The sequence below is a fragment of the Nonomuraea africana genome, from assembly GCF_014873535.1.
In the GTDB taxonomy this organism is placed as follows: domain Bacteria; phylum Actinomycetota; class Actinomycetes; order Streptosporangiales; family Streptosporangiaceae; genus Nonomuraea; species Nonomuraea africana.
Genome location: NZ_JADBEF010000001.1, coordinates 7,747,239 through 7,772,049, shown reverse-complemented (window position 1 = coordinate 7,772,049; position 24,811 = coordinate 7,747,239). Strand labels below are relative to the sequence as shown.

The 24,811-nt window shown below is 71.3% G+C and carries 23 protein-coding genes; 12 read left to right on the top strand and 11 right to left on the bottom strand.

Going from position 1 to position 24,811, the window contains the following annotated elements:
* Both H4W81_RS37055 and H4W81_RS37050 read left to right on the top strand, forming a co-directional pair.
* Entirely contained in the window at positions 1–888 is an 888-nt protein-coding gene (locus H4W81_RS37055) for an N-acetylglucosamine kinase (protein WP_192779054.1), read from the top strand.
* Positions 885–2,222, top strand: coding sequence for a hypothetical protein (locus H4W81_RS37050; protein ID WP_192779053.1), 1,338 nt, complete (start codon positions 885–887; stop codon positions 2,220–2,222). The genes H4W81_RS37055 and H4W81_RS37050 overlap by 4 nt, the downstream gene beginning before the upstream one ends.
* Here H4W81_RS37050 and H4W81_RS37045 read toward each other — a convergent pair.
* From H4W81_RS37045 to H4W81_RS37020, 6 genes are read right to left on the bottom strand one after another with little or no spacing between them, the layout of a single operon-like run.
* Entirely contained in the window at positions 2,219–3,520 is a 1,302-nt protein-coding gene (locus H4W81_RS37045; RefSeq protein ID WP_192779052.1) for a GTP cyclohydrolase IIa, read from the bottom strand. The two genes, H4W81_RS37050 and H4W81_RS37045, sit on opposite strands and share 4 nt — an antisense overlap.
* Positions 3,521–3,537: 17 nt before the next feature.
* Positions 3,538–4,344 (bottom strand): amidohydrolase family protein, encoded by an 807-nt coding sequence (locus H4W81_RS37040; RefSeq protein WP_192779051.1) that lies wholly within the window; start codon positions 4,342–4,344, stop codon positions 3,538–3,540.
* A complete protein-coding gene (locus H4W81_RS37035) occupies positions 4,341–5,084 on the bottom strand; it encodes an amidohydrolase family protein (RefSeq protein ID WP_192779050.1) in 744 nt (247 codons plus the stop codon). The genes H4W81_RS37040 and H4W81_RS37035 overlap by 4 nt, the downstream gene beginning before the upstream one ends.
* The gene (locus tag H4W81_RS37030) at positions 5,068–6,651 is read right to left on the bottom strand and encodes a heparinase II/III family protein (protein ID WP_192779049.1); all 1,584 of its coding nucleotides are present in this window, start codon (positions 6,649–6,651) and stop codon (positions 5,068–5,070) included. Before H4W81_RS37030 ends, H4W81_RS37035 begins: the two co-directional genes overlap by 17 nt.
* Positions 6,651–7,652 carry a Gfo/Idh/MocA family protein gene (locus tag H4W81_RS37025; RefSeq protein WP_192779048.1) on the bottom strand — a complete coding sequence of 334 codons (1,002 nt, stop codon included), beginning with the start codon at positions 7,650–7,652 and terminating at the stop codon, positions 6,651–6,653. Before H4W81_RS37025 ends, H4W81_RS37030 begins: the two co-directional genes overlap by 1 nt.
* Positions 7,633–8,898, bottom strand: a complete 1,266-nt coding sequence (locus H4W81_RS37020; protein ID WP_192779047.1) for an ABC transporter substrate-binding protein — start codon at positions 8,896–8,898, stop codon at positions 7,633–7,635. Before H4W81_RS37020 ends, H4W81_RS37025 begins: the two co-directional genes overlap by 20 nt.
* Before the next feature lie 191 nt (positions 8,899–9,089).
* On the opposite strand from H4W81_RS37020, the gene H4W81_RS37015 reads away from it, so the two are divergent.
* From H4W81_RS37015 to H4W81_RS36995, 5 genes are read left to right on the top strand one after another with little or no spacing between them, the layout of a single operon-like run.
* On the top strand, positions 9,090–9,953 hold the full coding sequence (locus H4W81_RS37015; protein WP_192779046.1) for a carbohydrate ABC transporter permease: 864 nt from the start codon (positions 9,090–9,092) through the stop codon (positions 9,951–9,953).
* Positions 9,950–10,759, top strand: coding sequence for a carbohydrate ABC transporter permease (locus H4W81_RS37010; RefSeq protein ID WP_192779045.1), 810 nt, complete (start codon positions 9,950–9,952; stop codon positions 10,757–10,759). Before H4W81_RS37015 ends, H4W81_RS37010 begins: the two co-directional genes overlap by 4 nt.
* A gap of 3 nt (positions 10,760–10,762) precedes the next feature.
* On the top strand, positions 10,763–10,969 hold the full coding sequence (locus tag H4W81_RS37005) for a hypothetical protein (protein WP_192779044.1): 207 nt from the start codon (positions 10,763–10,765) through the stop codon (positions 10,967–10,969).
* 55 nt (positions 10,970–11,024) lie between these two features.
* Positions 11,025–12,557: a hypothetical protein gene (locus tag H4W81_RS37000; RefSeq protein ID WP_225958974.1), complete on the top strand. Its 1,533-nt coding sequence runs from the start codon at positions 11,025–11,027 to the stop codon at positions 12,555–12,557.
* The gene (locus tag H4W81_RS36995) at positions 12,557–14,098 is read left to right on the top strand and encodes a hypothetical protein (protein ID WP_192779042.1); all 1,542 of its coding nucleotides are present in this window, start codon (positions 12,557–12,559) and stop codon (positions 14,096–14,098) included. Before H4W81_RS37000 ends, H4W81_RS36995 begins: the two co-directional genes overlap by 1 nt.
* A 242-nt stretch (positions 14,099–14,340) precedes the next feature.
* Here the strand turns inward: H4W81_RS36995 and hisC are convergent, their stop codons facing one another.
* Positions 14,341–15,399 (bottom strand): histidinol-phosphate transaminase, encoded by a 1,059-nt coding sequence (gene hisC / locus H4W81_RS36990; RefSeq protein WP_192779041.1) that lies wholly within the window; start codon positions 15,397–15,399, stop codon positions 14,341–14,343.
* 148 nt (positions 15,400–15,547) lie between these two features.
* Here hisC and H4W81_RS36985 point away from each other — a divergent pair, with 148 nt between their 5' ends.
* Entirely contained in the window at positions 15,548–15,916 is a 369-nt protein-coding gene (locus H4W81_RS36985) for an integrase (protein WP_192779040.1), read from the top strand.
* Positions 15,917–15,920: 4 nt separating this feature from the next.
* On the opposite strand, the gene H4W81_RS36980 is transcribed toward H4W81_RS36985, so the two are convergent.
* The 3 genes from H4W81_RS36980 to H4W81_RS36970 all read right to left on the bottom strand — a co-directional run bounded on the left by H4W81_RS36980 (position 15,921) and on the right by H4W81_RS36970 (position 20,463).
* Positions 15,921–17,171, bottom strand: coding sequence for a DUF1266 domain-containing protein (locus tag H4W81_RS36980; RefSeq protein ID WP_225958973.1), 1,251 nt, complete (start codon positions 17,169–17,171; stop codon positions 15,921–15,923).
* Positions 17,172–17,263: 92 nt separating this feature from the next.
* Positions 17,264–18,862 (bottom strand): ABC transporter ATP-binding protein, encoded by a 1,599-nt coding sequence (locus tag H4W81_RS36975; RefSeq protein WP_192779039.1) that lies wholly within the window; start codon positions 18,860–18,862, stop codon positions 17,264–17,266.
* A complete protein-coding gene (locus tag H4W81_RS36970) occupies positions 18,859–20,463 on the bottom strand; it encodes an ABC transporter ATP-binding protein/permease (RefSeq protein ID WP_192779038.1) in 1,605 nt (534 codons plus the stop codon). Before H4W81_RS36970 ends, H4W81_RS36975 begins: the two co-directional genes overlap by 4 nt.
* Positions 20,464–20,522: 59 nt before the next feature.
* Here H4W81_RS36970 and H4W81_RS36965 point away from each other — a divergent pair, with 59 nt between their 5' ends.
* The 4 genes from H4W81_RS36965 to H4W81_RS36950 are packed head-to-tail and all read left to right on the top strand — an operon-like array spanning position 20,523 to position 24,170.
* The gene (locus H4W81_RS36965) at positions 20,523–21,482 is read left to right on the top strand and encodes an ABC transporter substrate-binding protein (RefSeq protein WP_192779037.1); all 960 of its coding nucleotides are present in this window, start codon (positions 20,523–20,525) and stop codon (positions 21,480–21,482) included.
* Positions 21,479–22,420, top strand: a complete 942-nt coding sequence (locus H4W81_RS36960) for a FecCD family ABC transporter permease (protein WP_192779036.1) — start codon at positions 21,479–21,481, stop codon at positions 22,418–22,420. Before H4W81_RS36965 ends, H4W81_RS36960 begins: the two co-directional genes overlap by 4 nt.
* Complete coding sequence (locus H4W81_RS36955; RefSeq protein ID WP_192779035.1) at positions 22,417–23,358, top strand: FecCD family ABC transporter permease; 942 nt, start codon at positions 22,417–22,419, stop codon at positions 23,356–23,358. Before H4W81_RS36960 ends, H4W81_RS36955 begins: the two co-directional genes overlap by 4 nt.
* Positions 23,355–24,170 (top strand): ABC transporter ATP-binding protein, encoded by an 816-nt coding sequence (locus H4W81_RS36950; protein ID WP_192779034.1) that lies wholly within the window; start codon positions 23,355–23,357, stop codon positions 24,168–24,170. The genes H4W81_RS36955 and H4W81_RS36950 overlap by 4 nt, the downstream gene beginning before the upstream one ends.
* On the opposite strand, the gene H4W81_RS36945 is transcribed toward H4W81_RS36950, so the two are convergent.
* Positions 24,137–24,802: an NUDIX hydrolase gene (locus H4W81_RS36945; RefSeq protein ID WP_192779033.1), complete on the bottom strand. Its 666-nt coding sequence runs from the start codon at positions 24,800–24,802 to the stop codon at positions 24,137–24,139. The genes H4W81_RS36950 and H4W81_RS36945 overlap by 34 nt on opposite strands.
* Between the last annotated feature and the right edge of the window lie 9 nt (positions 24,803–24,811).

Sequence of the window (24,811 nt, the reverse complement as noted above, 5' to 3'; positions counted from 1 at the left end):
ATGGATCTGGCGATCGACGGCGGGCAGACCGGCCTGCGCCTGGCGCTCTCCTCGCGCGGCCGCGTCCAGGAGATCAGGGAGGTGCCCGGCCTGTCGTACGCCGAAGGCTCCCCCGCCGACGCCGTGCTCGAGCGCGTCGGGACCGACTGGCGCGGGCTCGGCACGATCTGCCTGGGCCTGACCACGATCCTCGACGCCCAGGACGCGCTCGCCGACCGCCTGCTCGCCATGGCGGACCGCGTGTTGATCACGACCGACGTGGTCACCTCGCACGCCGGCGCCTTCGGGGGAGGGCGGGGCGTCGTGCTCGCGGCGGGCACGGGCGCCATCGCGCTGGGCGTGGCCGACACGATCAGGCAGGTGGACGGCTGGGGCTACCTGTACGGCGACGCGGGCAGCGGGTTCTGGATCGGCCGCCAGGGGCTCGACGCCGCGTACCGGGGCTTCGACGGCAGGGCGGCGGCCGGGGCGCTCACCGAGCGCGCTGAGGAGGTCTGGGGCGACCTGGCGGAGCTGCCGGGCCTGCTCTACCTCTCGCCCGACGCGGTGTCGCGGATCGCGCGCTTCGCCGTCCACGTCTTCGAGCTGGCCGAGCACGACGCGACGGCGCGAGCCATCGTCTCGGCGGCGGGCCGCGAGCTCGCCTGCACGGTGACCGCGGCCGCCCGCTGCTTCGCGGAGGACGAGCGGGTGGTGCCGGTCGCGTGCACCGGCAGGCTGCTGCGCGATCCCGGGCTGCGGGCCGCGTTCGCGACCGAGCTGGCCGCACGGCTGCCCGGGGCACGCCTCCAGCCGCCCGCGGGTGACAGCCTGGCGGGCGCGGCGCTCCTTGCCGCTGCCGACGACCCCGGTGTCTACGACTCGATGATCAGGACGGTGACCCGATGAGCGCGGCGATGACGGTGGGGTACGGCAGCGTCGTGCTGCACGTGCCCGAGGGCGTGCCGATGGGCGGCTATCTCGACCGGCAAGGGATGTCGGCCGGAACGCTGGATCCGCTCGAGGTCAGCGCGGTCACCTGGTCCGACGGGGAGCGCCGCTTCGCGCTGGCCGTCGCGGACGTCATCTGCGTCAACGACGACCTGGCCGCGCGGGCCCGGCGGGCGGCCGGGTGCGAGCTGTGGCTGGCGGCCACCCACACGCACGCGGGTCCCGAGACGGGATGCGTGCCGGGGGGCGGTGCCACGCCCGAGCCGTGGCTCGACCTGGTCGCGGAGGCGGCCCGCGCCGCCGTCCACAGGGCTGTGGACAGCGAGCGGCCGTGCGAGGGGGTGGCCCTGGGCGGCGACCTGCGGGGCGTCGGCGCCGACCGGAGCAGGCCGGACGCCGAGGCGGTGGTGCCGCTGGACGTGATCGCGGTCGTCGACGGAGGGCTGGCCGGGGTCGTGGTGGTGCTGCCGGTCCACCCGACCGTGCTGCCCGCGGCCAACCGGCGGGTCAGCGCGGATCTGCCGGGGGCGGTGCGGAGGGCGCTGAGGGCGCGGCTGGGGCCTGACGTGTGGGTGGTGGTGGCCACGGGCGCGGCGGGCGACATCAGCACCCGGCACACCCGGCGCGGCCAGGACACCACGGAGCTGGCGCGCCTGGGCGCGCTGGTGGCCGACCGCTGCGTGGACCTGCTGACCGGCGCCACGGAGACAGCCGGATCGAGACCCGAGGCGCCCGGATCGAGGACCGAGGCGGCCGGGCCGACGGCGGCGGCGGTCGGCGAGCGGGTCTGGGGGGCGGGGTCGGGGGTCGCCGCCGTCACGCGGCGGGTCCGGCTCGAACGCGCCACGGTGCCGGCCGACTCCGAGAAGCTGGCCGACGACCTCCGGCGCGCCGAGGCGGCGGGTGACCCGGTGGCCGCTCGCCTGGCCCGCAGCCGCCTGGAGGGCCTGCGAGCACGCACCGGATACGCACGCCGGGCCGACGACGTGCCCTCGGAAGCCGCGAGCCCCACCGGCTCGGGGACGATCGGAGCGGAGGTGGGCGTTGCCCGGCTGGGTGGACTGGCGCTCGTCGGGTTGCCTGGTGAGCCGTTCCTGGCCGTCGCCGACCAGATCGCCGGGGCGGCGCCGGGCCCCACCGTGGTGCTCGGCTACGTCAACGGCTACCCCGGCTACCTGCCGACCGCCGACGCCTATCGCAGGACCGAGTACGAGGTGCTGGCCGGCCAGGTGGCCGAGGGCAGCGCCGAGTTGCTCGCCGCCACCGCGCGCCGCCTGCTCGCCGAAGGCTAGTTCTTGACCAGGCGGTACGGCTGGCGCGGCCGTCCCGCCTGGGTGCCCTTGACCGGCGGCATCGGCCAGGCCAGCCCCTCCTCCGCCAGGCTCTGCAGCACCCGCCGGGCGCTGCGCGGCGCGATCTCCAGTACGTCGGCCACCGTCTCGGCGTCCACGACGAGCGGCCCGTCGCCCAGCGCCTCGACCAGCCGTTCGAGCAGCTTGGCGGCCTTGGTGGCGACCACGGGCTCGCTCTCGGCCCGCCTGCGCTGGCGCAGCGGCAGCGACAGCACGACCCCGTCGCCGCCCACCAGGTAGGCGGCGGCCGCGCCCACCCCCCGCGCCTTCTCCACCGCGACCATCGCGTTGGCGTCGGCGTCGCGCGCGGTGCTCCCGAGCCCGATGCCGACCTCGACCGCAACCCCGGCGTCCGCCCTGATCCTGTCCATGAAGGGCGCGACCCTGAACCCGTCCGTGGCCTGGGCGAGCGCGCCGACGGTCGCGGTCACGACGTAGCTGTTCTCGTCACGCGCCGCCACCGTGGCCCCCATCAGCCGCGCGTCCGCCAGCAGCGACTGGTGCAGCGACAGCTTGAGCTCCTGCTGCCAGTAGTTGCCAGGACCCGAGTAGGTGGGCCTGGCCGAGACGGCCAGCTCCACCACGACGATCGCGATCTGCGACTCCTCCAGCCTGCTCCCGGTGCCGAGCAGCGCGGCGGTGTTGAGGGAGAGTCGCAGCGTGTGGGAGGTGGGCAGCATGCGCAGCACGGGAACGCCCGCGGCGGCCAGCTTCCCCGCCACGCTCCTGATCGTGGTCAGCGCCGCGGTGGTGGCGCCCTGCCGGTAGAGCTGCTCGTGGAAGGCGGCGAACCCGCGGGCCGACTCGGGCTGGTCGTACTCCGACAGGTGCACGCCGTCGGTGCTCACCCCGATCTCGCCGTAGGCCTCGTCGACGTCGGCGGCGGGCAGCGAGTCGATGCTCACCCTGGCCGGGTCGATGCCCTGGGTGAGCACGCCGCGCAGCAGGCTGGCGTAGAGACTGGCGCCGCTCATCGGCACGAAGGTGGCGGGGACCGGCAGCTCGCCCGCCTGCCTGGCCAGGTCGTGCTGGAGCGGTCCCGTGAACAGCACGACGTCGATGCTGTCGGCGATCCTGGAGAACTTCTCGTAGGTCTCGTGTTCTCCGGCGTGCGGCGCGCCGACCAGGCGCCAGTCGGCGGCTCCCGGCAGGTCGGCGCCGATCATCATGATCTCCTCGACCAGATCGCTCGGCCCCACGACCCCGATCGCCACCCTGGACCGCGCCTCTGAACGCAACCGATCCATGATCATGATCACCCCAGTCCGGATCGCCACTGAAGCAGGCGGGTCATCGTTCCGCCGAGCACCGCCGCCCGATCCTCCTCAGGGAGGCCACTGAAGATTACCCGTCCCAGAGACATCCGCAGGTCGATGAAGGGGAAGTCGGAGCCGTAGACCACTCGGTCGGCGCCCACCTCTCTCACCATTGTGGCGATGTCCGCGCCGGTGTTGAAGGATCCGCACACCTCCAGGACCACCCCGGGCCGGCGCTGCGCCACCTCGATCGCGGCGTCGAACCCGAGCGGCGTGGCGCCGGCGTGCCCCGCCAGGATCACCACGCCGGGGTGGCGCGCGGCGACCTCGTCCACCATCGGCAGGTCGTTGTACGGCGAGCCGTCGTAGGTGTGCGTCAGCACGGGGCACCCCGTCCGCTGCGCGAACTCCCACACGGGGGCGTACCGCCGGCCCGTGAGTGGGTAGTCGTGCAGGTCGGGATGGAGCTTGACGCCGCCGAAGCGCGGGTCGTTCCCCCACTTGTCCAGCTCGCCGACCGGGTCCTGCCACGGGTTGACGGTCAGGTACCCGGTGAACCTGTCGGGCGCCTGCCCCACGATCTCGGCGGTCTGGGCGTTGCCCTCCGCCGCGTCGAGCTGGATCGCCAGGTGGCTGGAGATGACCGCGTGGGACACCCCGCACCTGTCCATCACCCTCATCAGCCCGCCCCGCCCGGCGTCCGGGATGAAGAACAGGCTGTACGGCCCTGCGTGCGCGTGCGCGTCCACGATCCGCAGGGCGCTCTGCGGCTCGCGCTTCCACACCGCGGAGGTGAGTGCGTTCACGCCACCCTCGCCTCCTCTCGCAGCAGGCTCCGCAGGTTGCCCGCGCCGATGGCGGCCACGGCCTGGTCGTCGAGCTCCGACCACAGCAGCCTGGTGACCGACTCGGCGGGGTCCCTGACCGGCGCGCCGGTGCCGAAGACCACGCGGTGCGGGCCGTACCTCTCGACGAGCCATTCCAGGCCGCAGTGGGAGGAGAGGTTGGCCAGGCCGAGGTGGACGTTGGCGGTGCGGGACAGCACGCCCGCCGCCTGCCTCAGCGTGCGGTAGCCGAGCCCCCCGACCACGACGGACAGCTCCGGGTGGGTCCGCGCGATCGACTCAATGGCGGGCCAGCCGACCTGCGGCGCGTCGAAGAGCAGCGGCAGCTCCGCCTCCGCCAGGGCGTGGAGCATCGAGGCGGCGTCGCGGCCGGCCAGGTCGTAGCCGTGGTCGGCGGGGTAGGCGCGCACGGCGCCGACCCCTGCCGCCTTCGCGGCGGACACGAACTCGGCCGGGGTCCCCGTCTCGCCGCAGGTGTCGGGGAGCAGCACCCAGCAGGGACGCAGCCTCGGCTCCCCCTCGATCAGGTCGAGCAGCCTGAGGTTGCCGGTGTGCGGGTCGTGCAGCCAGGACAGGGTGTGGCTCACGACGGCCTCCGCGATGCCGAAGCGGTCCATCCTGGCCAGCGTCTCGGTGACCGTGCCCTCGCCGACGTCCCTGCGGGGGTAGCGGCCGAGCATCGCGTCAGCGTCGATCAGCATGAACCGTCCATCCGTCGGGGATCGTGGGAGGTTCGTCCAGGAAGGGGAAGAGCCCGACGGTGAACCGGCCGTCGCGGCGGCGCAGGCCCAGCGAGTGGATCTCGCCGTACTCGGCGGTCCTGGTGACAGGGTCGGGGATCCGCGCGGGACCGTTCCCGAGCAGGACCTCGTCCGGTGGGTCGAGAGGCACCACGAGGAGTCCGGGGCCGCGCTCACTGACGTGGCCGTCGCCGAGCCGTACCCAGGGGGACAGGCCGTGCACCTGCCAGATCGCCTCCGCCTCGATCCGGTCGGTGATCACCCAGTAGCCGGGGTCGCGGACGAAGACGATCGTCCGGTCGTGGCGGGCGGGGTAGCCGTGGTGGTGTCCCTTGAAGACGTCCAGCTCGCGGGTCGTCCTGAACAGGTCGCAGGCGGCCCTGCGGTCCTCGGTGTAGTCGTGGCCTGGGACCAGCAGCGTGTTGTGCGCCCTGGTCGCCTGATACCAGTCGTAGTAGCCGGGGTCGTCGTAGGAGGGCGGGCCGCCCGCCTCCCACGCCAGCGGCACGTCCCATCCGGCGATCACGAAGTCGAGCGCGGCGTGATGGCTGTGCGGCTCCAGCTCGTGGCCGACGTAGGAGCCGTAGTTGATCACGGTGTGGAAGGTGTCCGAGCGGAAGACCGCGTAGCCGCTGGCCTCCAGGTTCAGCGAGCCCTTCGCCGGTTCGATGCCCTCGGGCCAGACGACGCCGCTGTCCTGGAGGTGCGGGACCCAGCCGCCCGAGGTCATGAGCGCGGCGAGCCAGTCGTGCATGGCCAGGTAGCGCGGGTGCGCGGCCAGCTCGGGCTCGACGGCGGCGGCGCGCTTGAGCGCGTCGAGGCACATGCCGTGGTAGCCGGGCGAGCGCTCGTGGTGCCCGCCGTCGGCGCGCACGTCGCGCTCCAGGTGCTCGTGGATGCGGGCCGTGGCGATCTCCGCCCACCCCGCGGCCTCGGGCAGCTCCTCGAAGACCCGCGCGGTGTGGAGCAGCTCGCAGACGGTGGCGAACTGCCAGTTCCCGTGCCTGAACTCGTCGTGCTCCTCCGCGGCCCAGCGGGCGCCGCCGAGGACGGTCTTCATCATCTCCTTCCAGCACTCCTCGCCGACCGCCGCACCGAGGACGGCCAGCGCCTGCGTGACGTACATCGAGCGGGCGCACACGCCGAGGGAGTACCAGACCACGTCGAGCCCCGGCCAGTCGCCCTCGACCAGGTCGCGGCCGGCGTACCACTGGCGGAACAGCCGCTCCCACTCGTCGGCGTAGCGCTGGTCGCCGCTCTCGGCGTAGGCGGCCACCAGCGGGGTCATCCAGCGCAGGTAGTGGAAGCCGTAGAGCCGGGAGCGGCCGTGCCCCTTGTCGAGGAAGTCCACCTCGACGCCGAGCAGCGCGTCGGCCCCGGCCGCGGGCAGCCCGGCGGGGACCGGCGCGCGCCTGCGCCAGGCCCTGGAGTCGGTGCCCAGTGCGGCGAAGAGGTCCTCGTCGGGGATGTGCCGCATCCGGGTGGGATGCACGTGCGGGGCCTTCTCCACCGAGATCGAAGCGGACATCAGAGCTTCACCGGCGCTCCCGTACGGGCCGACTCGTGCGCGGCGGCGAGCACGGCGGTGACGTGGCGGGAGCTCTCCACGCTGATCAGCGGCTCGGCCCCGGCGCGCACGCAGTCGACGAAGTGGTGGATGGCGTCGCGGTAGGCCCCCGCGGGCACGCCGTGGACGACGCGCTGGAGCATGTTGCGCGGGTAGGTGTAGGACTTCGAGGTGGCCAGCTGGATGTTCTCCTTCTGGCGGTCGAGCTGGATGACGCCGTCCTCGCCGACGACGGTGACGTAGCTGTCCACCATCGTCGGGAAGGTGTCGGGGTAGATCCAGGCCGACTCGAAGGTGGCGACCGCGCCCCTGCTGAAACGGGCCTGGATCTGCATCGCGTCGGGCGTCTCGACGCCCATGCCGCGCAGCTTGCCGTACCTCGCGGTGGCGAAGACCTCGACCACGTGGTCGTCGTACAGCCAGGTGACCAGGTCGATGTCGTGACTGGAGAGGAACCAGGCGCAGGTGGTCAGGTCGGCCCAGCCGATCATCTCGGTGGGCACGTGGATGGTGTCGTCCTTGCGCGCGTAGCCGACGACGGGCTCGCCGACCAGCGCCATCTGGTCCTTGGCCTGCGCGTAGGCGGGCACCCACCGGTGGTTGAACAGGCACATCGCGGTCACGCCCGCCCGCCTGATCGCGGCGACCGAGCGGTCGGCGTCCTCCACGGTCGTGGTGAACGGCTTCTCGACCAGGATGTGCACGCCCGCCTCGGCCGCGGCCACCATCACGTCGCCGTGCAGGTGGTCGGGGGTGGTGATCGAGACGGCGTCGACGGTGCCCGAGGCGAGCAGGTCGCGGTAGTCGGCGTAGACCGTCGCCGTCTCCGCGTGCTCCAGGGGTCGCCGGGAGACCGCGGTGATCTCGACGTCGGGGTGGGCGGAGAGGACCTCGGCGTGGCCGCGGCCCATGATCCCCGCGCCCACGATCCCGACTCTGAGCTTAGGAGGCAAGTGCGTCATTCCATCGCTTCTCTGCAGTGTCGAGCGCCTCCTTGGCGCTCTTGGTTCCCGTGAGGTAGGCCCTGACCTCCTCGGAGAGGAGCTCGCCCAGCTCGGCGTCCTTGGCGGTGCCGATGGGGGTGTACTCCAGCTCGGGCAGGCCCTTCACGATCACGCTCCTGGCCATGGCCATCGGGTCGTCGCCGGCGCTGCTCGAGAAGAAGGGATCCTTGGTCGAGGAGACCGTCGAGGGGTAGATCGGCACGATCTTGCAGAAGGCCAGCTGGTTGGCGCCGTTGGTGAAGAACTTGATGAACTCGGCGGCGGCCCTCTTGTGCTTGGAGGCCTTGGGAATGGAGAAGGCCTGCTGGGCCAGGAGCAGGAAGCCGCCCGTGCTCATCCTGACCGGCTCGGTCACGACCAGGTCCTTGTAGACGTCGGGCGCGTTCTTCTGGATGTTGAGCAGCTCGGCGGCGTTGGCCATGGCCTTGAAGGCGATCTGGCCGTTCTCCAGGGTCTGCGGCAGGTTGCGGATGTCCTTGGACACGGCACCGGGGGCGATGCCCTTGGCGTCGTAGCTCTTCTTGAACTTCTCCAGGACCGCGATGGCCTCGGGGGTGTTGAACGCCGCCGTCTTCTTGTCGTCGGACAGCAGCTTGATCCCGTAGTAGCGCATCGCGTTGTGGTCGGGGATCGCGTTCATGCCGTTGATCTTCGTCTTGGCGTAGATCTTGTCGGCCAGCGCGAGGGCCTCGTCGTAGCTCTTCGGCGGGGCGCTGAGATCGACGCCCGCCTTCTCGGCCACGGACTTGCGGTACATCGCCACGGGAGCGCCGCCGTTGTACCAGGGCACGGCGTGGAGCTTGCCGTCGATGCGCAGCGGCTCGACCAGGTTGGGCTGGAAGTCCGCCAGGTCGGCGGGCTTGAAGTAGTCCTCGAGCGGGCTCAGCGAGGGGGCGAACCTGCCGAGCTCGATGGACGAGACGTTGACCGCGTCGGGCACGTCGCCGCTGGCCACGGCGGCCAGCAGCTTGGTCGCGCTCTCCTGGCCCGGCACGTCGACCCACTTGATCGTGACCTTGGGGTGCTGCTTCTGGTACTCGTTGATGAGGCCGGTGATGAAGTCGCTGTAGTTCTTCTTCAGGTTGATCGTCCAGAACTCGACCTCGCCCTCGAAGGGCTGGTCGTCGGCGACCGCGGTGCCCTCGGACGACGTTCCCGCCACGCAGCCTGACACGAGCAGGGACAGCGCGAGCGCGCCCGCCATTAAGACCCCTCTGGCCATCACGGAGCACCTCCTGAGATTATGGCCGTCCTCAACGGCAACTTTCGGCAGAATGACACCGCACACTCTGGCAGTCAATCCCCCGGTTCACGACGAGGGTGTTGACGGGTTTATCGGCACGCGCTTACGCTGCACAAAATTCTGGCCGCCGCTATACGGACTTTAGGACTCATATGCCAGGACAGCGGTGGTACACCCCCTACCTGTTCGCGCTGCCCGCGCTGGCGCTGTTCGGGGTGTTCTTCGTCTGGCCTGCCCTGACCGCGATCCAGCTCTCCTTCATGGAGTACGACGTGGTGTCCCCGCCCGAGTTCGTGGGCCTGGACAACTTCGTCAAGATGATGGGCGACTCGAAGTTCTGGACCGCGACGCTCAACTCCGTGCTGTTCCTGATCGGGCTCTTCCCCCTGCTGGTGGTCGCGCCGCTGCTGCTGGCCGTCCTGGTGAACCAGAGACTGCCCGGGATCAGGACCTTCAGGATGCTCTACTACCTGCCGGTAGTGACCTCGATGGTCGCGGTGGCCGTGGCCTGGGAGTACGTCTTCCACCAGCAGGGCGTGCTGAACTGGATCCTCACCGGTGCCGGCCTGCTCGACCAGCCGATCCAGTACCTCCTCGACCCGTTCTGGGCGCTGCCCGCGCTCATCCTGGTCGAGGGCTGGAAGAGCATGGGCTTCTACATGATGATCTACCTGGCCGGGCTGCAGACGATCGACAGCTCCCTCTACGAGGCGGCCAGGGTCGACGGCGCCTCGGCCTGGCATCGGCTGCGGCGCATCACGGTGCCGCTCATGATCCCCTACATCGCGGTCGCCATCACGATGGAGATGCTCGACGCGATGCAGGTCTTCACCTCCGTCTACGTGATGACCAAGGGCGGGCCCCAGGACGCCACACTCACGCTGGGCTACTACATCTGGTCGGCGGCGTTCGAGCACTACGAGATGGGCTACGCCAGCGCCATGGGTCTCGTGCTCTGGGTGGTGCTGATCGGGATGGCCATGCTCAACTACCGCGTCACCAGGGGGAGATCATGAGACGTGCCGGGATGTACGTGCTGCTGACCGCGATCGCCCTGGTCTTCGTCGGCCCGTTCCTGATCCTGCTGTCGGCCGCGGTGAAGCCGTCCAGCCAGGCGGTCTTCTCCTTCCCTCCCGACGTCATCCCCAGGCCGCCGGTGCTCGACTGGGTGGAGGAGGCGTGGACGGTCATCCCCTTCCCCCGCTACGTGCTGAACTCGGTCATCTACGTCGGCGCCATGGTGCCGCTCCACGTCCTGGTCTCGGCGCTGTGCGCGTACCCGCTGGCGCGGATGCGCTTCCGCGGCAACAACCTGATCTTCCTGGCGATCCTGTCGACGATGTTCCTGCCGGGCGAGGTCATGCTCATCCCGCGCTTCCTGGTGGTCTCCCAGCTCGGGATGGCCGACACGTTCGCGGGAGTGATCCTGCCCGGGCTGCTGTCGGCCTTCGGGATCTTCCTGCTCCGCCAGACGTTCGCGGGGGTGCCGCGCGAGATCGTGGACGCCGCCCGCACCGACGGCTGTCACGAGCTGCGCATCTTCTGGCACGTCATGCTCCCTGCCGCCAGACCGACGCTGGCGATCCTCGGCATCTTCGGCTTCATCTCGGTCTGGAACAGCTTCATCTGGCCGCTGGTGGTGCTCAAGGACTCGGCGAAGTACCCGATCGCGCTCGGCATCGCCTACCTGGCGGGGATCACCGGCACCGACGTCCGCACTCTCGCCGCGGGAACGATCATCTCGATCGTCCCGGTGATCGTGATCTTCATGCTCATGCAACGTCACGTCCTCGAAGGCATGCGAGGCGCGGTGAAAGGCTGACCGATGGTGACTCGCAGGCAGTTCGGTTCGGGCGGCCTGGCGCTGGCCGGGCAGTACCTCCAGGCGCCCAGGTCCATGCCGGTGGCCCCCTGGGATCCGGCGCTCTTCACCCACGCGCGGCAGGTCTACGACGACCACGCCGTCGAATCGCAGAGGGGCTCCACCCTGCTCTGCGTCACCTACCTCAACTGGTTCGCCCGACGCTCCTGACCCCCCGGAGGCACATCCAATGCAGCTGTCCCGCAGGCAATTCACCCTCGGCGCCATGGCCATGGGCGCTCTCGGCTCCTTCACCGATATCGTCGCAAGCTCCTCAACTGCGTATACGGCCCACGCCTCGGCGGGCTACGACTACACCTCCCGGGAGACCTTCGACCTGTTCGACAAGCTCTTCCACGAGAGCGGCAACGGCGGCCAGCCGACCGACACCAACGAGCACGGCGGCCTCGCGTGGGGCCAGTCGTACGTGCTGGCCGGCTTCATCAGGATGTACGAGGCCTACAAGGACACCCACTACCTCGACCGGCTCATCACCAACATCGACCTGGTGCTGGCCAACCGCGACTCGGTGCGAGGGGTCAAGGACTTCAGGGGGCTGTCGCTGCCGGCCTGGCGGGCCATGGCGCCCTACACGGCGGGCATCGTCACGCTGAAGAGCGCGGACGGCACGCCGCTGCTGGAGGTGCGCACCGCGCTCACCTACGCCGACAACGCGGTGGCCACCGTACGCGCGGGCAGCTCCGAGGACCGCTTCACCCTGGAGGTGAAGAACCACCGGACCAACCTGGTGGCCACCTTCCCCGACCTGTCGCTCGACCCCGCGGCGGCCGACTACGCGGTGCGCAGGATCTTCGCCGCCTATCCGACGCCCACGCTGGTCACGGCGAAGGAGCTGCGGCCCTCGCCCGCCTCCGGAGCGATGCCCGTGCTGGGGGCGACCCGCTTCACCTCGCAGCCCGTGGTCTTCACCGTGCACACCGGGATGATCACCTACCCGATGGCATCGTTCGCGAAGATCGTCTTCAGGACGCCGAAGCTGCTGGCCGTACCGAAGTATCGGGACAAGGCGGTGGAGTACCTCAAGGCGGCCCGGGAGGCGGCGGCCGTCCACGACGACGAGTGGCGCGAGACCGAGGACGGCCACGGCTACTTCGTGTGGAACAAGGGCACGCCGCTCGGCAACGACGGCACCGAGCAGCCCACCAACCAGAGCCTGGCGCTCGGCCAGACCTACGCCGAGCTGGCCGCGGCCACGGGCGACCCGTTCTACAGGGACAGGACGCAGCGGATGGCGCGCACGTTCGCCAGGGAGCTCCAGGTGGACGCCGACGACGCCTACGTCTGGACGTACTGGCCGACGTTCGGCAAGGTCTACAACGGCTTCGCCAAGACCGACGACGTCTCCGAGTACACCCCGTCGAGCAACCCGGGGCGCGGCATCGAGGACCTCAGCCACGGCGCGATCGACGTGGAGTTCGCCGCGGCCGCCTTCCGCAACCATCTGTTCTACAAGGGCGAGGACATGGCCCGCTTCGCGCACACCTACAGCAGGAACCTGGTCGCCCCCCCGGGCGCCGACGGCCACCCGACCGCCTACCAGCGCGTGAACGGCACGGGCAGCACCACCAGCGCGGGGCAGTACCTCCAGGCGCCGCGGTGGATGGCGGTGGCGCAGTGGGACGAGACGGTGTTCACCCACGCGCGCTCGATCTACGACGCTCGCGCGGTGCAGCCGCAGCTCGGCTCCTACCTGGGCTGCGTCGCCTACCTCAACTGGCACGCGCGCAGGGGGGCCTGATGTTACTCAAACTGATCACGGCGGCCTCGCTGGTGCTGGCGGGCACCGCCGCCCCCGCCTCCTCGGCCTCCTCGGCCTCCTCGGCCTCCTCGGCCGAAAGCGTGTGGCTGACGAAGTACAAGGCGCTCGAGGCGCAGATCGGGAACGCCGTCTACACCGACCCCAACAGCGCGAACCTGGCGTGGGGCGAGAGCTACATCATGCGCAGCTACCTCGACGCGTACGCCGTCACGCAGGACACCGCCTGGCTCGACAAGCTCGTCACGCACGCCGACACGGTCATCGGGAACGCCGACGACCTCGACGGCGACGGCTTCGAGGGCTGGAGCACCGCCCAGTACTCACCGGTCGAGCTGGCCAACCCGAGCTTCGAGAGCGCGACGACCGGAGACGCCACGCTGCCCGCGAGCTGGGCCAGGTTCCAGGACACCGGCAGCCACGTCTACCGGATCACCGACACGCCGGGCGGCAGCACGGGCACCCAGGCCGTGCGGGTGGTCTCCGACCTGACCAGGTGGAAGAAGCTCCGGCAGAACGTCAACAGCGCCTACGAGGGCGGATCCCGGTACCTCCTGCGCGGCTGGGGCAAGAAGAGCGGATCCGTGACGGGCCGCGTCGTGCTGCGCAACGGGTCGACGACGATCTGCTCGCTCGACTACACGACCACGACCTGGACGTTCAAGCAGACCACCTGCACGCTGCCCACCGGCGGGCCGACGCTGACCGTCTGGCTGGAGCACGCGTCGTACACGGTCAGCGGGTCGGCGTCCTTCGACGACGTCAAGCTGAGCGGGATCTTCCCCTACATGGTGCACGACGCCATGATCGGCATCCCGATGGCGGAGTTCGCCCGCCTGGTCGCGAAGAGCCCGGCGCTGTCGGCGTACGCGGCCAAGGCGGGGGCCTACCGCGCCTTCCTCGAGACCGAGATCGTCCCCCGCTGGGAGCAGAGCGCCTACCTCGGCAACACCTGGAACGGCACCACCTGGCGGCAGCCGCCCAACATCGACACGTTCAGCCACACGGGGACGACCAACGACCTGCCCTTCAACATGCCGCTGGGCTTCGCCAACCTGCTGCTGGTCCTGAACGAGGTCAACGGCGACGCGACCTACCTCTCGCGCGCCGTCAAGGTCGGGCAGTGGGCCAAGGCCAACCTGACGAACTCGGGCGGGGCGTACGTCTGGAACTACGGCACGTACACCACCAAGAAGGAGGACCTGTCACACGCGAACGTGGACCTGTCGGCCTTCGTGGAGTTCTACCGGCGCGGACAGGTGTTCACCGGGACGGACATGACGGCCTTCAAGAACACGCTCAAGAGCAGGATGTGGAACGGGTCGACGACCGCGCCCGCCTTCAGCCTGTACGTCGACGGGACGGGGGCGGCCAACGGCGTCGACTACTTCCTGCACTCGTGGCTGGAGCTGACCGAGTTCGACCGGCAGGTGTGGACGCTGGCGTCCACCAAGTACACGAACTTCACCGGGACCAACGCCTCACACCTCATCACCCTGTCGCGCCTGCTGCGCTTGGAGTGAGCCCCGGTTCCTCGCGGACACGGGGAGACCCCTACGGCCCTCCCCGTCTCCACGGCGTGATCTCTCTCGGGGAGACTCCCGTCTCCACGGGGTTCCGCCTTACGAGGTGAAGTCTCTCGGGGGGACAGAAGGATCTCCGTCCCCCCCGAGGGTTCCGTCTCCCTGGGACGGGACGGCCTCCGTCCCCCCGGGGGCGATTCTCTTCGAGATGCCGCTTCAGGGTGGCGGGACAGGCGGTCCGGCTAGGCGCGGAAGTCGGCGGCCGCCTTGAGGAAGGCGTCGTTGGCCTCGGGGGTGCCGATCGAGATCCGTGCGCCCTCACCGGCGAACGGCCGCACCGCCACCCCCTCCACCGCGCAGGCGGCGGCGAAGTCGAGCGTGCGCTCACCCAGCCTGAGCCAGACGAAGTTCGCCTCGGTCGGCGGCACCGTCCAGCCCTGCGCGATGAGCGCCTCGCGGACCCTGGTGCGCTCCTTCACGACCGTGTCCACCCGCTCGAGCAGCTCGGCCTCCGCCTCCAGCGAGGCGACGGCGGCCAGCTGGGCCAGGTGGTTGACGGCGAACGGGATGATCGTCTTACGGACCGCCGAGGCCACGGGCTCGTGTCCGATCAGGTAGCCCACGCGCAGCCCCGCCAGGCCGTACGCCTTGGAGAAGGTGCGCAGGACGCAGACGTTCGGCCTGTCGCGGTAGAGGTCGAGCCCGTCGGGGACGTCGGCGTCGCGGACGTACTCCCGGTACGCCTCGTCCAGCACCACGAGCACCTCGGAGGGGACCTTGTCGAGGAACGCCTCGAGCTCGGTCCTGCGGATCGAGGTGCCCGTGGGGTTGTTCGGGTTGCAGACGAAGATCATGCGGGTGCGGTCGGTGATCGCCGCCGCCATCGCGTCCAGGTCGTGGTTCTCCTCGACCAGCGGCACCCGTACCGAGGTCACGCCCGCCAGGTCGGCCAGCAGCGGGTAGGCCTCGAAGGAGCGCCACGCGTAGATCACCTCGGCGCCCGGCTCGCCGATCGTCTCGAAGAGCTGCTGGGCGACGGTGACGGAGCCCGCGCCCAGCGCCACGTGCTCGGGCGGCACCCCGAACCTGGCCGCGATCGACTCGGTCAGCCTGACCGCGCCGGGGTCGGGATAGCGGTTGATCTGCCTCGCGCCCTCGGCGATCGCCTTGACGACCGACGGCAGCGGGTCGTAGGGCGACTCGTTGGAGGAGAGCTTGTACGACCGGCCGTCGGCGCTCACCACGGCCTTGCCCGCCTTGTAGGGGGGCATAGTGTCAAGAATCGCGCGGAAACGAGGCATGGCCCCATGCTAGTCGGCGGCACGAACAGCAGACTTCCGGCCAACCCACCCGAGGACCTCGGCCGCGACAGCATGCGAAGGGAGGGGCAGAAAACTGATCGCGGGCACGTCGTCCACTGTCTACCCTGGTGATCTCCAAGGAGGCGTTGTGAAGACCAGACTGCGGGCCTTGCGGATCGACGGCCGCACCTACGTATGGACCGCTCGGATCGGCCACACGGTCCACTCCGATGACTGCCGTCGCTTCGTCCGATTGCGGGTCTATGGCGGCGGTAAGAACGGGCAGGCGCTTCAGGCGGACCTGGTGTCCACCTATGAGGGCGGGCCCTGGGGCTACTGCGCGACGGACACGTCGTATCCGACACCGCGTGACGTCCGCACGGTCATCGAGCGCGCCATCCAGCGGGGGTGGGATCCGCTGACACGAGGAGGGACGTTTCTCCTCCGCGACGCGGGAGATCCCTCCTCGGCGCCCGAACTGGCCGACTTCGTGATCGCCGATCCCCTGCTGCCGTAGAACGTCATTTGAAAGGGATGTTGAGCCAGGGGCTGTTCGGGTCGGTCATCAGGATTCTGTGCGCGTTGAGCATGTCGCCGTACCAGTCGCCGAACTCCTCCTCGTCGAAGTGGAGGCAACGTCCCAGGATGTAGGCGGCCGAGAAGTCCTCCCATGAGCGGTAGTTGAAACGGCTGACCCGTCCGGCCCGCAGGACCGCCTGTTCGGCCTCCGCCAGGTCGCAGAAGCGGGCCCCCAGTCCCCAGCGGGCCATCTTCGAGGCGCGACCGTAGTCCCACGCCTCCACCGTGTGGACGAAGCGGCCATCGGCGAGCAGCCCGTCCGCGCGGAAGCGCGCCTCGTATCGTGTGATCCGTCCGATGAGCCGTTGCGCCCCTGCGACCTGGGCCTCCGTCTCGGAGTCGCTGCGGTGGGCGACCTCGGGAGTGATCTCCTGCGCCACGGCGCGGCTGCGTATGACCCGCGAGGTCACCTGGCGCCAGTGGTCCACCTCGACCATGCCGCCGAAGTCACGGGCGAGGGCGCTGCGGACGCCCAGCACGAGCCCCCAGAACGGGCTGCTCATGCGGCCGCCGAGCAGCGCCTCCTCCGCGCTCAGCCACTCTTCTCTGCTGGTGATGTCCCACCACTCCCTGAGACGTTTCCGCTCGCGGACGTAGCCGGTGCCGTGCCAGCCCATCGCGTTCCAGAGCGAGCCGTTGCTCACGCAGAGAAGCGCCCCGCAGGCGAGGCCGTGCGCCACGGGGCCGTGCAGCGGGCCCCCTGCCCACAGCGTGCGCAGCTGGTTCCGGCGGGGGTGGGGCGTCCGATCGGCGTGCCAGCGCCACACCTGCCGATGGGCGGCTGTGGCGGGGAAGAACGCCTCACAGGGGCTACCGGGATTGATCGCCAGCCAGTAGTGCTCCTGAGGCCAGTCCTTGTCGAGCTGGTCCAGGTCGACCTCGAAGAAGACCGGGTCGGGCACGGGCGCGGGGAGCATCCCGTCGGTGAAGAACGCAAGACACTTGGCGCGAGGCCCAGGGCCCCAGTATGTGGCCGTGTAGCGAACCCAGCCGGGTCGGGCGTCGGCCACGGCGCGCGAGATCGGGTGATAGAGGTCGGCGGTGGCGAGGACGTCGAAATACGCAGCCCAGTCGCCACGCGTCTTGGCCTCGTACAGGCCGCGTTCGGTGTCGCCGGGCGCCTGCCACGAAGGAACGGGTGGCGCCATGTGCCTCTCGTCGGGGCCCTGCTCCGCCATGAGATCAGGGCTCATGCCACTCCACGTCCCATGCGCCCATACCTTACAACTGCCGCACATCCCTCTCCGGAGCGGCCGTGGACGGTCTCGTCGGCCCCGATCCACGTTCACTCGAGCCAGTGAGACACCTCCGTGAACGTGCCCTGGGCCACCACCCTGCCGTCGTCGAGGACCACGACGTGGTCCGCGCGCCTGATCGTGGCCGGCCTGTGCGCGATGACCAAGGTCGTACGGCCGGCCGCCGCGACCTCAAGCGCGGAGGCGAGGCGTTCCTCTGTCGAGGTGTCGAGGTTGGCCACGGCCTCGTCCAGGACGAGCACGGGCGCCTCGGTGGCCAGCGCGCGGGCGATGGCCACCCTGGCCCGCTGGCCGCCGGACAGCGCGACGCCCCGCTCGCCGACGACCGTCTCGGGGTCGATGGGCAGCTGGGCGGTGGCCAGCGGCCCCGTCACGTCGGCCGAGGGGGCGCCGAGCCTGACGTTGTCGGCCACCGTGCCCGCGAACAGGTGCACGTCCTGCGGCACGACCGTCACCAGCGAGGACGCCTGGGCCAGCGGGACGCCGCCGATCGTGATGCGCCCGCCGTCGGGATCCCAGTAGCGCAGGAGCAGGGAGACGCAGGTGGACTTGCCCGCGCCCGAGGGACCGACCAGCGCGACGGTCCTGCCTTGGGGAATGGTGAACGAGACGCCCTTCAGCACCTCGGGTCCCTCGGGGGTGTAGCGGAAGCGGACGTCCTCGAAGACCACGTCGCCGGGCTCGGCCCGGACCTGCCGCGCGGGCGTGACGTTCGCGGGGGCGGTGACCAGGGTGTGGACCCTGTCGGCGGCGGCGCGCAGCGAGCCGTACTCCTTGAGCAGCAGCGCCACCTGCGCGGCGGGGGCGAGCGAGCCCGCCGCGAGGACCATGGCGAGGGGCGCGTCGGCGGGGGCGCTGACGGTGAGGGCGACGACGGCCAGGGTGGCCGCGCTCGCCACGGAGAGCAGCACGTCGGTGAGGGCCCCTTCGAGCCCGCCGCGCGCGGCGTTGGCCGCCTGGGCGCGGGCCAGCCGCCTGGTCTTGTCGGCCAGCAGCGCGCGACGCCGGTCCACGGCGCCGAAGGCGAGGATCTCGCGCAGCCCCTGGACGGTGTCCACCACGTCGGCGTGCAGGTCGGCGGTGGCGGCGCGCATGGCGGAGCCGTGCGCGGAGGAGAAGCGCCGCAGCCACAGCGGGACCGTCAGTACGAGGCAGGCCAGCGGGAGCGAGACGGCCAGCAGCCACGGATTGATCAGGAGGGCCGCGACGGAGCCCGCCGTCAGCACCACGAAGGAGGTGATGAGCTGGGCCAGGGTGTGGGCGAAGAGCCATTCGAGCGTCTCGATGTCCGACAGCACGACCGCGGACAGGTCGCCGCTGCGGCGGCCGAGCAGCCTGGCGGGCGCGATGCGGGCGACCGCCTCGAACGCCTGGCCGCGCAGCCGCGCCAGCACGAGGTAGGCCAGGTCGTGCGCGACATAGCTCTCCCACCAGGTGGCGGCCGTGGCGATCAGGACCAGCACAGCCAGGACGCCGCCCAGGGGCGAGCTGTGCCCGACCAGCCACGCGCAGGTCAGCGCGATGCCCCAGAGGGAGAGCTGGCTGATCAGGTTGGCGGCGAGGGTGGAGAGGAAGGCCCTGCGGTGGCCGCCCACGGCCCCGGCCAGCCAGCGGATGGAGGGGTTCACGCGGCCCTGCCTTCGATGATGGTTCCGTCGTCGATCGTGATGGTCTGGTCGGCGTCGCGCACCGTGGCCAGGCGATGGGCGATGACCAGGCAGGTGCGGCCCTGCCGTACGAGGTTCATGGCCTGTTCGGTGTGGAGGTCCACGTGGGAGGTGGCCTCGTCGAGGATGAGGATGGGCGCGTCTGTCAGCAGGGCGCGGGCGATGGCCAGGCGCTGGCGCTGGCCGCCGGAGAGCGTGGCGCCGCGCTCGCCGAGCCGCGTGCCGTACCCGTCGGGCAGCGCGGTGACGAAGTCGTGCGCTCCCGCTCTGCGGGCGGCCTCGGCCAGCTCCTCGTCTGTGGCCTCGGGCCTGGCGAGGCGGAGGTTGTCGGCGATGGTGCCGTGGAAGAGGTAGGTGTCCTGGGCGACGACCGCGATGCCGGTCCTGAGCGCGTCGAGTGACAGCTCGCGCACGTCGACGCCGCCGATCGTGATCCGGCCCGCCGAGGGGTCGTGGTGGCGCTGGAGGAGCGCGGCGAGGGTGGACTTGCCCGCTCCCGACGGGCCGACCAGCGCGAGCGTCTGTCCCTCCTTCACGGTGAACGACACCTCGCTCACGGCGGGCCGCGCGGCGCCTGGATAGGTGAACCCGACACCCTCGAACCTGATCTCGGGAGAGGAGGGGAAGCCCGCGCGCCCCTCGTCGGGCACGGCGGGCCGCGCCTCCAGCAGGTGCTCGATGCCGTCCACCGCGGTGATGCCGAGGTAGCCCGCGTGCCAGGCCTCCGACAGCTGCCTGACCGGCCTGAAGCACTCGACGGAGACGAGCAGGATCAGGAACAGGCTCTCCCCGCCGACCAGGATCGCCCCCACCGTCCCCGCCTGGACCAGAAAGGCGCTGATGCCGGTCTCGACCAGGGAGATCCGCAGCTGGCGCATGGTGGTCAGGTAGAGGGCGTGGGCGCGGTCCGCGAGTCTTGTCCCCAGCCTGTGGACGGCGCCGAACGCGCGCAGCGTCGCCATGCCCTGCATCGCCTCCAGGTAGTCGGCGGCCAGGGCGGAGAAGGCGGTCCATCGGGCCCGTCCCCTGCGCAGCAGCGTCGCGTCCCACAGCCTGGGGATGGTCAGCACGCCCGCCACCGCGACGGCCAGCACCGCGGCGGCTCGCGGCTCGACCGTGAACAGCCAGCCGACCAGCGCGACGGGCACGCAGAAGGTGACCACGACCTGGGGAAGGTAGCGGCTGAAGTAGGGGTCGAGCCCTTCGACGCCGTCGACCAGCGTGGTCTGCACCTGTCCTGTCCTGGTGCCCACGAGGTGTGCGGGGCCGAGCTCCGCGAGCCGTCCGACGAGGCGGTCCCTCAGCCTGGCCCGGACCAGCGCTCCCGCCCGTACGGTGACCACCTCCCTCGCCCACAGCAGCGCGCCGCGCGCCGCGATGACCGCGAAGGCCCACGCCAGCAGCGGGAGCACGGGTTCGCCCGCGACCAGCGCGGCCAGGGCGGCGGCCAGGAGCAACGCCTGCGCGACGTAGGCCCCGGACACCAGGAACCCCAGCGCCACGCATGCGGCTATCGGCCCCTTCACGCTGCCCGCGAGGTGGAACAGACGGCGATGAATCATCTCAAAGGACTCCTCCGGTAAAGTCTTCGCAAATGGTAACCATTTTCACTGGAGGTGCAATGCGCCGCTGTGCGTTCTTCCTCGTCGCGCTGGTCGTCGCGGCAGGCTGTGGACAGCAGCCGCCCCCCGAACCGCAGGCGGCTCCCTCCGCCGCGGCCGGCGCCGTGAGCCCCGCCCTGTCGATCACCGACCCGCACGGCAGGGCGGTCAAGCTCGGCGGCAAGCCGGAGCGGGTCGTCTGCCTCACCGGTCTCTGCGACGACATGCTGGTCGAGCTCGGCCTTACCCCCGCCGCCACGACCACGCCCAAGCTGCTGTCGAGGCCCGACTACCTGGGCGCCGAGGGCGCGAAGGTGCCCGTCATCCCCGGCGGCTTCGGCGGCGAGGACGTCGCGAAGATCGCCGAGGCCCGTCCTGACCTGGTGATCGGCCTGGCCGGCGTCCATGACCAGCTCAGAGCGGCGGTGGAGAAGTTCGCTCCGCTGTGGCTGGTGGAGGTCAAGAACTACGAGGACTCGATCGGCTACCTGCGCGCCATGGCCCAGCTCACCGGCAGGGGCGCCCAGCAGGCCGTCGCAGAGCAGACCTTCCGCGACAAGCTCGCCAAGGGCCGCGCCCGGGCAGCCGCCGCCGGGCTGAAGGACAAGCCCGCCCTGGCCATGTACGGCGGGACCGCCATCGGCGTCAACACCACCGACGACGTGCTCGGCGACTTCCTGAGCGGCTTCTTCGCCTACCCGTGGCCCAGCAAGGGCGGCGGGTTCGAGACCGCGCAGGCCTACAGCATCGAGGAGATCCTGGCCAAGGCGCCGCAGATCATCTTCATCCAGTCGTTCACCTTCGGCCCCGACGCCAAGACGGTGACCGACACCTACAAGGACAACCCGGTGTGGAAGCAGGTGCCCGCCGTGGCGACCGGCAAGGTCTTCGAGGTCCGGCCCGAGCTGTGGGCCTCGGGCAGGGGCACGAGGGCGTTCGGCATCATCCTCGACGAGGCGCTGGCCAAGGCGGCGGGGTGACGCAGGCACGGGTGGCGGTCCCCGTCGCGCTGATTGCGCTGGTGATCGCCGGTCTCTGCCTCGGCACGCCGATCGTCTCGCCGCTGCGCGGGCTCAGCCAGCTTGAACAGGTCGTGCTGTGGGAGCTGCGGGTGCCGAGGACGCTGGTCGCCCTGCTCGGCGGCGCCGCCATCGGGGTCGCGGGACTGCTGCTGCAGGAGTCGCTGCGCAATCCGCTGGCCGTACCGGAGATGATCGGGGTCTCCACGGGCGCCTCGCTGGCGGTGGGGGTCTGCGTGGTGTGGGCGCTGCCCGTGCCGTTCGTGCTGTATCCGGTGGTCGGGCTGGCGGGAGCGGCGCTCGGCGGGGTGGTCACGCTCGCGGTCGCCAGGACGGGCAGGAGCGCGGGGTCGGTGCTGCTCATCGGCGCGGCCGTCTCGACCGCCATCCAGGCGCTGCTGCTCGCCGTGATGTCGACGGCCGACCGGCTGCAGTACGACATGCTCTTCCGCTACCTCGTCGGCAGCCTCACCGGCGTGATGTGGGAGCAGGCCGGACGGATCCTGCCGTGGTTCGCCGCGGCCGTGCCCCTCGTGCTGCTGTGCCTGCCCGCACTCGGGCTGCTGCGCCTCGGCGACGAGGCCGCCGCCGCGCTCGGCGCGCGGGCCAACCTGGCCAGGCTGGGCGTGCTGGCCGTGGCGGCGCTGCTGATCGGCTGCGTCACCGGCCCGTGCGGGCCGCTGGCCTGGGTCGGGTTCGTGGCGCCGCTGCTGGCCAGGCGGGCGCGGCCGCACGCCGACGCGCGCGGCTGGCTGCCGTGGGCGGCGGCCCTCGGCGCGCTCGTGACGCTGGCCGCCGACCTGGCCGCCCGCCTGGCGTTCGCGCCGGTGGAGACACCGCTGGGGGCGTGGACGGCCGTGGCGGGCGTGCTGCTCGTGGCGTGGAGGTGGCGCGCGTGAAGTCGATCAGCCCCGGCGTGCGGCGGGCCGCGTGGCTCGCCCTTCTCCCCGTCGTCGCCGCCGCCCACGTGCTGGCCCCCGGACGACCGCTCACCGGCGCGCTCAACCAGCGCATCCTGTGGGAGCTCGGGATACCGCGCCTGCTGACCGCCCTGCTGGCGGGAGCGGCGCTCGGCGTGGCCGGATACGTCCTGCAGGCCACGCTCCGCAACCCCATGGCCGCTCCCGAGTTCACCGGCGTCAACCCGGGCGCGGTGCTCGGCGTGCTCACGGCGCTGACCCTCGGTGTGGTGCCCGCCGACTCCGCCGCGGGCGCGCTCCTCGCCGCCGTGGTCGGCGGCGCGCTCGGCGGAGCCGCGTTCGCCTCGATGCGCGACACCGCCAACCTCGTCGTGTACGGCCTGCTCGGCTCGGCGCTGCTGGCCGGGTTCACCACGATGCTCCTCGCCTACCAGCCGGGCAGGTTCGGCAACGCGATGCGCTGGCTGGTCGGCTCGGTCGAGGGACGCGTGTGGGACCACCTGTCGGTCGCGTGGTGGTGGATCGTCGGCTGGATCGCGCTGGCCTGGCTCTGCTCGGCGGTGCTCGCCGTGCTGGCGCCAGGCGACGACCACGCCGCCGCACTCGGCCTGCCGCCCCTCGCCGGACGCGCCGTCACCCTGGCCGTGGCCATCGCGCTGACCGCCGGGGCGGCCTCGCTGGCCGGGGCCATCGCCTTCGTCGGGCTCGTGGTGCCGCATGCCGTACGGCGGCTGCGTGGCGGGGTTCTCACCGCCGCCCTCTTCGGCGGTCTCACGCTGGCGGGCGCCGACGCCGTCGCCCAGTTCGCGGGGCGGGCCCTGGCCGGGACCCAGCGTCTCGGCCTGCCCACGGGGGTGGTCACCGCGCTGGCCGGGGCCGCCGTCCTCGTCTTCATCGCGCGCAAGGAGCACGCATGAGCATCACCATCGACTCCGTCCACTTCTCGTACGGCTCGCGGCCCGTGCTCAACGGGGTCTCGCTCACCGTGGAACAGGGTGAGTTCGTCGCGCTCGTCGGCATGAACGGCTGCGGCAAGAGCACCCTGCTGAGGCTCGTCGCCGGGCTCCTCACCCCCGCCTCCGGCACGATCACGCTCGACGGCGTCCCGCTCAGGTCGCTGTCGCGCCGCCAGATCGCCCGCAGGCTGGCGGTACTCCACCAGACCCTGCCGCCCGTGCCGGGCCTGACCGTGCGGCAGCTGGTCCGCCAGGGCGGCTACGCGCACCGCGGCCCGCTCGGCATGCTCTGGGACGCCTCCACCGGCGAGACGGACGAGGCCCTCGCCCTGACCGGCGTCGCGCACCTGGCCGACCGCGTCCTCGACACGCTGTCGGGCGGCGAGCGCCAGCGGGTGCGGCTGGCGCTCGCGGTCGCCCAGAACACCCGCATGCTGCTGCTCGACGAGCCCGCCGCGCACCTGGACGTACGCCACCAGCTGGAGGTGCTCACGCTGGTGCGGGAGCTGAGGGCGGCCCGTGACCTCACCGTGGTGACCGTGCTGCACGAGCTCGACCACGCCGCCCGCTTCGCCGAACGCGTCGTCGCGCTGCGCGAGGGGGGCGTGTGGGCCGACGGCACGCCGGGCGAGGTGATGACGCCCGCGCTGCTGGCCGAGGTCTTCGGCGTGGCGGGCCGCGTGGTCGTCGACGACCTGCACGGCACCCCGCGCTGCCTGCCCGACCACGCCCTCGGCGATCACTCCTTGAGCGACCTCAGCATCGGGGGATGAAGGAGTTCGGCGGGGCCTCTGCGGTAGAGCTTGGCGGGGCGGCCACCGTCGCGGGTGGTGGTCTCGCCGGTCTCGACCAGGAAGCCCTCGGCCTTGGTGACCTTGCGGTGGAAGTTGCGCGGGTCGAGGGGGCGGCCCCAGACGATCTCGTAGACGCGGCGCAGGTCGGCGACGGTGAACTCGGGCGGGCAGAAGGCCGCGCCGAGCGGGGTGTACTCCAGCTTGGCCCGCGCCCGCTCCACGCCGTCCATCATGATGCGCCGGTGGTCGAAGGCCATGGCCGCCAGCTCGGCGACGGGCACCCACGCCATGTGCGCCTTCTCCGAGGCGGGCAGGTCGGGCGCGAGGCCGAGATAGGCGACGGACAGCACGCGCTGGCGCGGATCTCGGTCGGGGTAACCGTAGGTCTGCAGCTGCTCCAGATGGACCGGCGCGCCCGGCAGGCCCGCGCGTTCGGCCAGGATGCGGCGGGCCGCGTCGGGCAGGTCCTCGTCGAGCTGGATGAAGCCGCCCGGCAGCGACCACCTGCGCAGGAAGGGGGGATTGTCGCGCCGCCACACCAGGGCGGAGAGCGCATGGCAGCGGACGGTGAGGACGACGAGGTCCACGCTGACCGGGACGGTGGGGACCATGTCAGGCAC

Coding starts and splice junctions, on each gene's coding strand:
- H4W81_RS37055 (WP_192779054.1), top strand. CDS start 1: ATGGATCTGGCGATCGACGGCGGGCAGACCGGCCTGCGCCTGGCGCTC.
- H4W81_RS37050 (WP_192779053.1), top strand. CDS start 885: ATGAGCGCGGCGATGACGGTGGGGTACGGCAGCGTCGTGCTGCACGTG.
- H4W81_RS37035 (WP_192779050.1), bottom strand. CDS start 5,084: ATGCTGATCGACGCTGACGCGATGCTCGGCCGCTACCCCCGCAGGGAC.
- H4W81_RS37030 (WP_192779049.1), bottom strand. CDS start 6,651: ATGTCCGCTTCGATCTCGGTGGAGAAGGCCCCGCACGTGCATCCCACC.
- H4W81_RS37025 (WP_192779048.1), bottom strand. CDS start 7,652: ATGACGCACTTGCCTCCTAAGCTCAGAGTCGGGATCGTGGGCGCGGGG.
- H4W81_RS37020 (WP_192779047.1), bottom strand. CDS start 8,898: ATGGCGGGCGCGCTCGCGCTGTCCCTGCTCGTGTCAGGCTGCGTGGCG.
- H4W81_RS37015 (WP_192779046.1), top strand. CDS start 9,090: ATGCCAGGACAGCGGTGGTACACCCCCTACCTGTTCGCGCTGCCCGCG.
- H4W81_RS37010 (WP_192779045.1), top strand. CDS start 9,950: ATGAGACGTGCCGGGATGTACGTGCTGCTGACCGCGATCGCCCTGGTC.
- H4W81_RS37005 (WP_192779044.1), top strand. CDS start 10,763: ATGGTGACTCGCAGGCAGTTCGGTTCGGGCGGCCTGGCGCTGGCCGGG.
- H4W81_RS37000 (WP_225958974.1), top strand. CDS start 11,025: ATGGCCATGGGCGCTCTCGGCTCCTTCACCGATATCGTCGCAAGCTCC.
- H4W81_RS36995 (WP_192779042.1), top strand. CDS start 12,557: ATGTTACTCAAACTGATCACGGCGGCCTCGCTGGTGCTGGCGGGCACC.
- hisC (WP_192779041.1), bottom strand. CDS start 15,399: ATGCCTCGTTTCCGCGCGATTCTTGACACTATGCCCCCCTACAAGGCG.
- H4W81_RS36980 (WP_225958973.1), bottom strand. CDS start 17,171: ATGAGCCCTGATCTCATGGCGGAGCAGGGCCCCGACGAGAGGCACATG.
- H4W81_RS36970 (WP_192779038.1), bottom strand. CDS start 20,463: ATGATTCATCGCCGTCTGTTCCACCTCGCGGGCAGCGTGAAGGGGCCG.
- H4W81_RS36965 (WP_192779037.1), top strand. CDS start 20,523: ATGCGCCGCTGTGCGTTCTTCCTCGTCGCGCTGGTCGTCGCGGCAGGC.
- H4W81_RS36950 (WP_192779034.1), top strand. CDS start 23,355: ATGAGCATCACCATCGACTCCGTCCACTTCTCGTACGGCTCGCGGCCC.
- H4W81_RS36945 (WP_192779033.1), bottom strand. CDS start 24,802: ATGGTCCCCACCGTCCCGGTCAGCGTGGACCTCGTCGTCCTCACCGTC.